This is a genomic window from Phenylobacterium sp., from assembly GCF_030697305.1.
Taxonomy (GTDB): domain Bacteria; phylum Pseudomonadota; class Alphaproteobacteria; order Caulobacterales; family Caulobacteraceae; genus Phenylobacterium.
Map to the genome: position 1 here is coordinate 1 of NZ_JAUYQL010000045.1, position 8938 is coordinate 8938.

The 8938-nt window shown below is 66.8% G+C and carries 7 protein-coding genes and 2 tRNA genes; 3 read left to right on the top strand and 6 right to left on the bottom strand.

The window, feature by feature from the left end; translation table 11 throughout:
* The 3 genes from Q8R27_RS05370 to Q8R27_RS05380 all read right to left on the bottom strand — a co-directional run.
* The coding region (locus tag Q8R27_RS05370) for a DNA methyltransferase (RefSeq protein WP_305698041.1) at nt 1-982 on the bottom strand (982 nt) is incomplete at its 3' end.
* A gap of 1037 nt (nt 983-2019) precedes the next feature.
* Nucleotides 2020-2096: transfer RNA gene (locus Q8R27_RS05375), tRNA-Arg, on the bottom strand.
* Nucleotides 2097-2148: 52 nt separating this feature from the next.
* Nucleotides 2149-3102: an ABC transporter ATP-binding protein gene (locus Q8R27_RS05380; protein ID WP_305698042.1), complete on the bottom strand. Its 954-nt coding sequence runs from the start codon at nt 3100-3102 to the stop codon at nt 2149-2151.
* Between the two features lie 162 nt (nt 3103-3264).
* On the opposite strand from Q8R27_RS05380, the gene Q8R27_RS05385 reads away from it, so the two are divergent.
* The 3 genes from Q8R27_RS05385 to polA all read left to right on the top strand — a co-directional run bounded on the left by Q8R27_RS05385 (nt 3265) and on the right by polA (nt 7248).
* Nucleotides 3265-3513, top strand: a complete 249-nt coding sequence (locus Q8R27_RS05385) for a zinc-finger domain-containing protein (RefSeq protein ID WP_371134650.1) — start codon at nt 3265-3267, stop codon at nt 3511-3513.
* Between the two features lie 20 nt (nt 3514-3533).
* Nucleotides 3534-4337: an isocitrate lyase/phosphoenolpyruvate mutase family protein gene (locus tag Q8R27_RS05390; protein ID WP_305698044.1), complete on the top strand. Its 804-nt coding sequence runs from the start codon at nt 3534-3536 to the stop codon at nt 4335-4337.
* Between the two features lie 64 nt (nt 4338-4401).
* The gene (gene polA / locus Q8R27_RS05395) at nt 4402-7248 is read left to right on the top strand and encodes a DNA polymerase I (RefSeq protein ID WP_371134651.1); all 2847 of its coding nucleotides are present in this window, start codon (nt 4402-4404) and stop codon (nt 7246-7248) included.
* A 22-nt stretch (nt 7249-7270) separates the two neighbouring features.
* On the opposite strand, the gene Q8R27_RS05400 is transcribed toward polA, so the two are convergent.
* The 3 genes from Q8R27_RS05400 to Q8R27_RS05410 all read right to left on the bottom strand — a co-directional run bounded on the left by Q8R27_RS05400 (nt 7271) and on the right by Q8R27_RS05410 (nt 8906).
* Complete coding sequence (locus tag Q8R27_RS05400; RefSeq protein ID WP_305698046.1) at nt 7271-8050, bottom strand: metallophosphoesterase family protein; 780 nt, start codon at nt 8048-8050, stop codon at nt 7271-7273.
* Between the two features lie 155 nt (nt 8051-8205).
* Nucleotides 8206-8613, bottom strand: coding sequence for a hypothetical protein (locus Q8R27_RS05405; protein ID WP_305698047.1), 408 nt, complete (start codon nt 8611-8613; stop codon nt 8206-8208).
* A gap of 217 nt (nt 8614-8830) precedes the next feature.
* A tRNA-Ala gene (locus Q8R27_RS05410) sits at nt 8831-8906 on the bottom strand.
* Nucleotides 8907-8938: the final 32 nt, after the last annotated feature.

Here is an 8938-nt window from a genome sequence, read left to right on the forward strand (position 1 = left end):
AGTCGGTAGCATTGGGATAAGGCGGCGAGGTCACAATCAGGTCTACCGACGCGGGTTGCAGCTCCGTCACGATCGAAGTTCGTGCGTCCCCATGCGCGAAAGATACGGAGGCGCCAGTGAGCGCGGGGGCCGAGACTTCCAACTTTCGGGCAACCATCCTCAGCGACTCATTGAAGGCTCTGAGCGTGAGCCCGGCTTTGAGATCCTTCGGGTGAGCCACATACCGCGTCTCAGAATCTTGGTTCGAGACTCTCGTCACAATGCGAGCGAGAGACAACAGTGCGGCGTCCTGCGCAGAAGCTGAGGTGAGGCTGCCGATCAGGTGGCGGAGCAGCGCAAGTTCGCCGATTGCTGCCGTGCAGAACCACTTCTCCAGATTGGGGATATCAGGAATCAGGCCCGCATGCTTCGCAATCAGACCTTCCGACCAGTTTGTGCCTTTGCTGCCGGCGTTGGCGATGTAACTGTCAACCGTGACTCGAAGAGCATCGAGCTCGATAGCCGCCTCCGAGGCAAGGGGCGCGCTCTTCACGCGGCCGATGAGCGCCGAAAGCGGGTTCGCGTCTAGCGAGCACGCGCGACGCCGCTGCCGCACGGCCTCGACAGCAGTGGTCCCGCTCCCTCCGAAGGGGTCAAATACCAGGTCCCCAGGCAGCGAAAGTCGCCGAATCAATTCCGCTGGTATCTGCGGCGGAAACTTCGCCGGATAAGGATGTAGGTCGTGGGTGAGATATCTCGTGTCGTCGTTGGTGAAGGCCCAGTCGACAGCATTCAAGGTATCGAAGACCCGGGCGCTGTCGAGCAGCTCACTGACCGACAGGGGAGTATCGGTAACGTCATCTGTGACGGCCCGACGAGGAAGCTCTGCCTCGATGTGGTCTTCCACCCAGGTGGCGAAACTCTCGCCCTGAAGCCCCAGCCTCTCTGCGAGCGCCGCCTTTTGAGCCTCGGAGGTTTCGACAACGATGCGTTCCCGGGCCATGTCGAATCTGCAACTCCGAACAATTCTGCAGATTCTTTACGCGCGATTGGGTTGACCGCCAAGCCGCAGTCCCGCTCTCCGGTGCTGTGTGCGGCACTTGGATTTGCAGCATGAGCGCGGTCAGTGGCGAGGGGTCGATTCGAAACGCCGGCTTTCTGATGAGAGTTAGTTCACGCTCCCGTGCTAGAAGCGCTCAATCAGCCCGGTGGCGCACTAAGGCGCGCCGACTAGGACGAAGAGGCCATCAAGGCGAAGCTGCGACACCGGGAGCGAAGGCAAAGCATGGTGAGAAGTAAGTTTGCGCTGATGGCGGCTCTGGCTTCGGTGGCGTCGTTTTCAGGAAGCGCGTCCCAGGCGCGTGATCCGGAAAAATGTCGCGACGCCATCGCTGCGTACAACTCCACCGTTGATGATGTCAGCTCAGCGCTCCGGCGCTACAGTCAATGCTTTGCCAGCAGTAGGGGCACAGACGACTGCTCTTCCGAATTTTCCCGACTCCGCAGTGCACAATCCGATTTTGAGAGTGTTGTGTCGAATTATGAAGACTACTGCGAATAAATCAACTGTTGCCTAAGTGCAGATTTGGTCGAATCGGATCTAAATGACGTGCAATCATTTCGTCTAAACGCTCAGCTAACCAGAATCTTCTAGTCCTCTCTGCTAATGAACGTTGGGTGCGCTTCTTTTCATACTAAATTTTCTCCAAAATCATCTCGACTTTTATGTGTCCATTTTCCCGGGTTACTGATCCTCATCTTGGATGGAATTTTCCTACCTGCGCAAGCCCTAACGGCGCAGTGAGACTGCATTGCCAAATGAACAGCGGAAGTGGCGACGCTACGTCATGCCGCGTGAGCTCGGGCTAATTTAGGCGCTGGACACGGTGCGAAGCTTAGCCGCACTCGAGAGGTCGCGCGGCGAGCGCACTTCACGCAACTGCTGATCCTCGTGCTGCCCCCGTGCTGCCCGATCTAGACGACAGGTTTTCGCTCGTAAGCGAAATACAACCTATCTAGATGTTTTTGCAGACAAATCGCTGGCGCACCCGACACGATTCGAACGTGTGACCTTTGCCTTCGGAGGGCAACGCTCTATCCAGCTGAGCTACGGGTGCGGTCTGCGAGCAGGGCGCTTCTCTAACCGAAAGGCGCGGGGGCCGCAAAGGCTTAGGCGGGCTCGGCCTGCGGGGCGGCGTAGGTCAGCGACAGGAACACGTCTTCCAGGTCCGGGTCCTCGGTGGCGATGTCGCGGATGTGCAGGCCGCTGGCGCGCAGCGCGGCCAACACCTGCTCGACGCTGGACTGGCCCGTGCGATAGGTCACCGAGAAGGCGCCGCCCGGGCGAAGCTTGGTCTCGAAGCCCTCAAGCGCCGGCGCCTCAGTCACCGGCTCCTCCGGGGTCACCACCACGTTGCGGGTGTCCAGACGGCGCAGCAGCGTCGCCGTGGGCTCGCACACCGCCACCTCGCCGCGGTTGATGATCGCGATGTGGTCGCAGAGCTCCTCGGCCTCCTCCAGGTAGTGGGTGGTCAGCACGATGGTCACGCCGCGGCGGTTCAGCTCCAGCACATAAGACCAGAGCTGGCGGCGCAGCTCCACGTCGACGCCGGCGGTAGGCTCGTCGAGGATCAGCACCGGCGGGTTGTGGGTCATCGCCTTGGCGACCATCAGCCGCCGCTTCATCCCGCCGGAGAGCTGGCGCACATAGGCGTCGCCCTTGTCGGCGAGGCCAAGCGCGGCCAGCAGCTCGTCGGTGCGGCGTTCGGACGGCGGAACCCCGTACATGCCGGCCTGAACCTCCAGCGACTCGCGCGGCGTGAAGAATGGGTCGGCGGCGATCTCCTGCGGCACCACGCCGATCGCGGCGCGGGCGTCGCGGGCGCGGGTGTCAATGTCGCGGCCCCAGATGCGCACCGTGCCCGAGGTCTTCTTGCAGAGCCCGGCCATGATGTTGATCATAGTCGACTTGCCGGCCCCGTTCGGCCCCAGCAGACCGAAGATCGAACCGCGCGGGATCGCCAGGTCGACGCCCTTCAGGGCGTGCATCTGCGGCGTGGTCTTGGTCGCCGGATAGGTCTTCACCAGGCCGATGATCTCAATGGCGTTGTCGGGAAGGTCCATTCGCCGTCCAATCGATTGACGCGCCGAGGCGGTGGCGCATACCTAGGCCGGCTCAGGCGCAACGCCAAGCGGCCGTAGAATTCCAGACCCAGAGACTGAAGACCCAAGATGGCCCGCAGACCCCGCAACCTCGGCGCAGACGCCCAGACCCGGCCCGAGCCGATGCCGGCCGAGCCCGCGCTGTCGTCCACCCTGCCCGCGCCGGAGACCATCACCGTGCGCTCGGGGCGCATCGCCTGTGACGGCGTCGGCGGCGCCCTCGGGCATCCCAGGGTCTGGCTGGAGATGGGCGAGGCCGACTTCGTCGAATGCCCCTACTGCGATCGCCGCTTCGTGCTGGCGCACGGCTCGGAAGGGTCGGAGGATGAGCGCCTGGCCCCCGGCGTCTGGGAAGGCCCGCACGGCCACTGATAACCAAGGATGAGGGGACGATGAGCCAGCAGGACCGCGCCGCAACCTTCGCCGGCCTGCACGCTGGCCCCGACATCCTCGTCCTGCCCAACTGCTGGGACGCGGCCAGCGCCGCCCTGATGCAGGACGCCGACGCCAAAGCCGTGGCGACCTCCTCTGCCGCGGTCGCCTGGGCGCACGGCTACGCCGATGGCGACAAGTTGCCGACGCCGATCCTGATCCAGGCGTTGGGCGAGATCGCCCGCGTGCTGAGCGTCCCGCTCACCGCCGACATCGAGGGCGGCTACTCCGACGACCTGGACGAACTGGCGCGCACCATTCGCGGCGTGGTCGACGCCGGTTGCGTCGGGATCAATCTGGAGGACGGCGGGCGCGATCCCGATCTGCACGCGCGCAAGGTGGCCGCCGCGGTGAAGGCGGCCCAGGGCCCGGGGGTCGCCCTGTTCGTCAACGCCCGCATCGACCTCTACCTCCGCGGCGGGGAGGGTGAGGCGACGCTGGCCGAAGCGCTGCGCCGCGCACGCCTTTACGCCGACGCCGGCGCGGCTGGGATCTTCGTGCCCGGCCCGGTGGACGAGACGCTGATCGGCGCGCTTGCCGCCGGTATCGACCTGCCGATGAACGTCATGGGCCGTCCAGGCGCGCCCACCGCCGCCAGGTTGCAGGCGCTGGGCGTGCGGCGCGTCAGCTCGGCCACCGCGCCGTTCCGCGCGGCCTATGCGGCGATGGATGCAGGCGTGAAAGCCTATCTGGCGAGCGGAGACTCCTCGACCCTGGCGCTGGCCGGGGCGCCGCTCGCCAATCTCAACACACGGTTCGCCTGAAGTCGTCGCTCGGCGGGTGACCGCGGGCGATCCCGGTCCTATCTTAGGCGCCATGACCGATCTGCTGGCGGACGCCCCCGAGAGCCTTCCCGACCTCCCGCGCGACACCACCCAGGACGGGCCGAAGGTGCGGCTCTTCCTGGTGGACGGCTCGGGCTACATCTTCCGCGCCTACCACGCCCTGCCGCCGCTGACGCGCAAGAGCGACGGCCTGCCGATCGGCGCGGTGGCCGGCTTCTGCAACATGTTGTGGAAGCTGTTGGTCGACATGCGCGCCCAGCCGGATGCGCCGACCCACCTGGCGGTGATCTTCGACCATTCGGAGAAGACCTTCCGCAACGACCTCTACGATCAGTACAAGGCTCATCGCCCGCCGGCGCCGGAGGATCTGGTGCCGCAGTTCCCGCTGGTGCGCGACGCGACGCGGGCGTTTGGCGTCGCCTGCCTGGAGCTGCCCGGCTACGAAGCCGACGACCTGATCGCCGCCTACGCCTGCAAGGTCCGAGATCTGGGCGGTGACGTGGTGATCGTATCGTCGGACAAGGACCTGATGCAGCTGGTCGGCCCGCAGGTGACCATGCTCGACACCATGAAGAACCTGCTGATCGGGCCCGAGCAGGTGATGGAGAAGTTCGGCGTCGCGCCGGACAAGGTGGTCGACGTCCAGGCGCTGTGCGGTGATTCCGTCGACAACGTGCCCGGCGCGCCGGGCATCGGCGTCAAGACCGCCGCGGCCCTGATCAACGAATACGGCGACCTCGACACCCTGCTGGCACGCGCCCATGAGGTGAAGCAGGACAAACGCCGCCAGACCTTGATCGACTTCGCCGACCAGATCCGCCTGTCGCGCCAACTCGTGCAGCTGGATTGCGATACGCCGCTGCCGGCCCCGATCGACGACCTGGCGGTGATCGACCCCACCCAGTCGGCGGAAGGTCTGGCGACCTTCCTCGACGCCATGGAGTTCCGCACGCTGGCGCGTCGGGTGGCCGAGGCCCGAGGCGGCCAGATCGCGCCGGCGGCGGCGCCCCAGAAGCCGGCGGAGCCCGCGCCCGCCTCGCCCATCGACGTCACGTCTTACGTCTGCGTGCGCGACGAAGCCACGCTCGACGACTGGATCGCGCGCGCCTATGCGGCCGGCGTCGTCGCCTTCGACACCGAGACCGACGCGCTGAGTTCGGCCAACGCCGGGCTCTGTGGCGTGTCGCTGGCGGTGGCCCCGGGAGAGGCCTGCTACATCCCGGTCGGCCACTGCGAGATGGAAGGCCTGGCCCTGGAGGCCGCCGCCGACCTGACGCAGATCCCGCTGGAGAGCGTGATCGCCCGGCTGAAGCCGCTGCTGGAGGACCCCAGCGTCCTGAAGGTCGCCCAGAACGCCAAGTACGACCTGGCGGTGCTCTCGCGATACGGCGTCGACGTCACGCCGGTGGAAGACACGATGCTGATCTCCTACGTGCTGGAGGCCGGCCTGCACGGCCACGGCATGGACGAATTGTCGAAGCTCTGGCTGGGCCACGAGCCGATCCCGTTCAAACAGGTCGCCGGGACCGGCAAGGCGCAGAAGAGCTTCAAGTACGTGCCGCTCACGGAGGCCTCCTGCTATGCCGCTGAGGACGCCGACGTCACCCTGCGCCTCTATCGCCACCTGCGCGGGCGGCTGTCGGCCGAAGGCCTGCTGAACGTCTACGAGACTCTGGAGCGGCCCCTGCCGGCGGTGCTGGCGCAGATGGAGTGCGCGGGCATCCGCGTCGATCCCGAGCGCCTGCGTCAGCTCTCCAACGACTTCTCCGTGCGGATGGTCGAGCTCGAGGCCCAGGCCCACGCCCTGGCTGGCCGGCCGTTCAACCTGGGCTCGCCCAAGCAGATCGGCGAGATCCTCTACGCCGAGATGGGCCTTGGCACCGGACGGACCACGGCCAAGGGCGCGGCGTCGACCGACGCCTCGGTGCTGGAGGACCTGGCCGCCCAGGGCCACGCCCTGCCCAGGGCGCTGCTGGACTGGCGTCAGCTTTCCAAGCTCAAGGGCACTTACACCGACAACCTGATCGCCGCGATCGCGCCGCGCACTGGCCGCGTCCACACCTCGTTCTCGCTGGCGTCGACCAGCACCGGGCGGCTGTCATCTTCGGACCCGAACCTGCAGAACATCCCGATCCGCACCGAGGAAGGCCGCAAGATCCGCAAGGCCTTCATCGCCGAGCCGGGCCATGTGCTGATCAGCGCCGACTACAGCCAGATCGAGCTGCGGCTGCTCGCCCACATCGGCGACATCGCCCAGCTCAAGCGGGCCTTCAAGGAAGGCCTGGATATCCACGCCATGACCGCCTCGGAAATGTTCGGCGTGCCGGTCGAGGGCATGCCCGCTGAGACCCGGCGGCGCGCCAAGGCGATCAATTTCGGCATCGTCTACGGCATCTCGGCGTTCGGCCTGGCCAACCAGTTGTCGATCCCGCAGGACGAGGCCGGCGCCTACATCAAGACCTACTTCGAGCGTTTCCCCGGCATCCGCGCCTACATGGACCGCGCCAAGGCCGAGGTGCGCAGCCAGGGGTTCGTCACCACCATCTTCGGGCGCAAGGTCAACATCCCGGCGGTGCGCGGCAAGTCGCCCGCCGAGCGCGCCTTCGCCGACCGCGCGGCGATCAATGCGCCGATCCAGGGCGCCGCCGCCGACGTCATCCGCCGCGCCATGGTGCGCATGCCCCACGCTCTGCGCGCCGAGGGGCTCACAGCGCGCATGCTGCTGCAGGTGCACGATGAACTGGTGTTCGAGGCGCCGGAGGCCGAGGCTGACGCTGTGATCGCGGTCGCCCGTCGGGTCATGGAGGCCGCGCCCGCGCCCGCTGTGGCGCTCACCGTTCCCCTGGTGGTCGAGGCGAGGGCCGCGCCCAACTGGGACGACGCCCACTAGCTTGAGGACGCGAAAGCGCCGGTCAGGCCGCCTGGCGGCGTCCGGCCTGCAGGAAGCGCGGGCCATCGGCGTCGAGGCGCACGGCCGTCAGCACGCCCGTCGCATAGACGCCGGTGTCGACGCAGATGCGGTGCGGGGTGATCTGGGGCGCTTCGGCCGGAGTGTGGCCATGCACGATGACCTTCTCGAACGGGCCGTTCGCCTGCAGGAAGTCGTGGCGGATCCACAGCAGGTCGTGCTCGGTCTGGCGCTCCAGCGGCGCGCCAGGACGCACGCCGGCGTGCACGAAGGCGTAGTCGCCGACCGTGACGATCAGCTCCAGGCTCTCCAGGAACCGGCGATGGTCGTCGGGCAGGGCGGCGGCGAAGGCGTCTCGGGTGCGCATCCAGGACTCTGCGTCGCCACGGCCCACCGGCGCCGGCGCGCCGTAGGAGGCCAGGGTCGGTCCGCCGCCATGCTCGATCCACAGCGGTCCGAAGCTCGGGTCGTCGAGGAACTGGAACAGCGCCTCCTCGTGGTTGCCCTTCAGGGCCACGACCTCGAACGCGTTATCGGCCTGCAGCCTCAGGATCAGGTCGATGACCCCGGCGCTGGCGTCGCCGCGGTCCACATAGTCGCCCAGGAAGATCAGCAGCGGCTTATGCGCCGGACGCGAACGGGCGGCGTCCGCGGCGATCTCGGCGATCAGCGGCTCCAGCACGTCGAGACGCCCATGCACGTCGCCCACGGCGTAGATCAGCCGTCCGCCGGTGTTCGGCGGCGTGCGGTTGGCGACCGGCTTGGGGAACAACTTGGAGAACAACGCGCGAGCCCGATTGTGTGCACTGCAACATAGCCCCCAGGCGGGCGCTCTACAACGCACGCCGCGACGGCTCGCAGGCAATACCTCGAAAGTGCTCAGAGAGTTCCCAACGGGCCGCCAACGCGCTGATGCGGCGGTGCGTAAAAAAGGCGATGTCAGGCCGGCTTGCCGCCGAACAGCCCCTTCATCATGCCCATGGCGTCGTCGACGATCGACCCGTCCTTGTTCGCGTCCAGGCCCGACAGCAGCCCCCCGATCGGCGAACCCTGAAGCGATCCGATCACTCCGGTCAGCGCTGCCTGGACCCCTTCGGACGCGTTCTCGGAGTGACCCTGGAGCAGGCCCATGATGCTGGGCAGGAACTGCTGGACGGTGGCCGCGGAGATGCCAGCCTTCGCCGCCACGCCCTCGACCATGCTCTCCATCTGTCCACCGCTGGACAAATGCTGCAAAACGCCCTGCAGCGTGGTCTGGGCTTGCTCGGGGCTGATGCCGAGCTTGCCGGCGACGTCGCGCAGCGCCTGGCTCGAGCCGATGCCGGCGGCGATTTCCTGAATATCCATGGTGTGCTCCCTGCGGGCGAAGGCCGCGTCCGGCTCGCAGTCGCGCCGCCCCGCGCCTCGGCGCCATGCGACCGAGGTCCCAACAAGGCGCCAAGCGAGGCCCGAGTCAAAAGCGTGGCCGGCCACAGGCCATCGGACCGCGCCGACGCCATGGATTCAGGCGCCTCGGCGCGCCGATATCGGAGTGTGCCTGGAGAGACCAGGCTTGCGAAAAGCCTGGTGGAGCCGAGCGGAGTCGAACCGCTGACCTCCTCATTGCGAACGAGGCGCTCTACCAACTGAGCTACGGCCCCAGGCGGCGCGGAATAAGCGTTCAGTCGCCGGT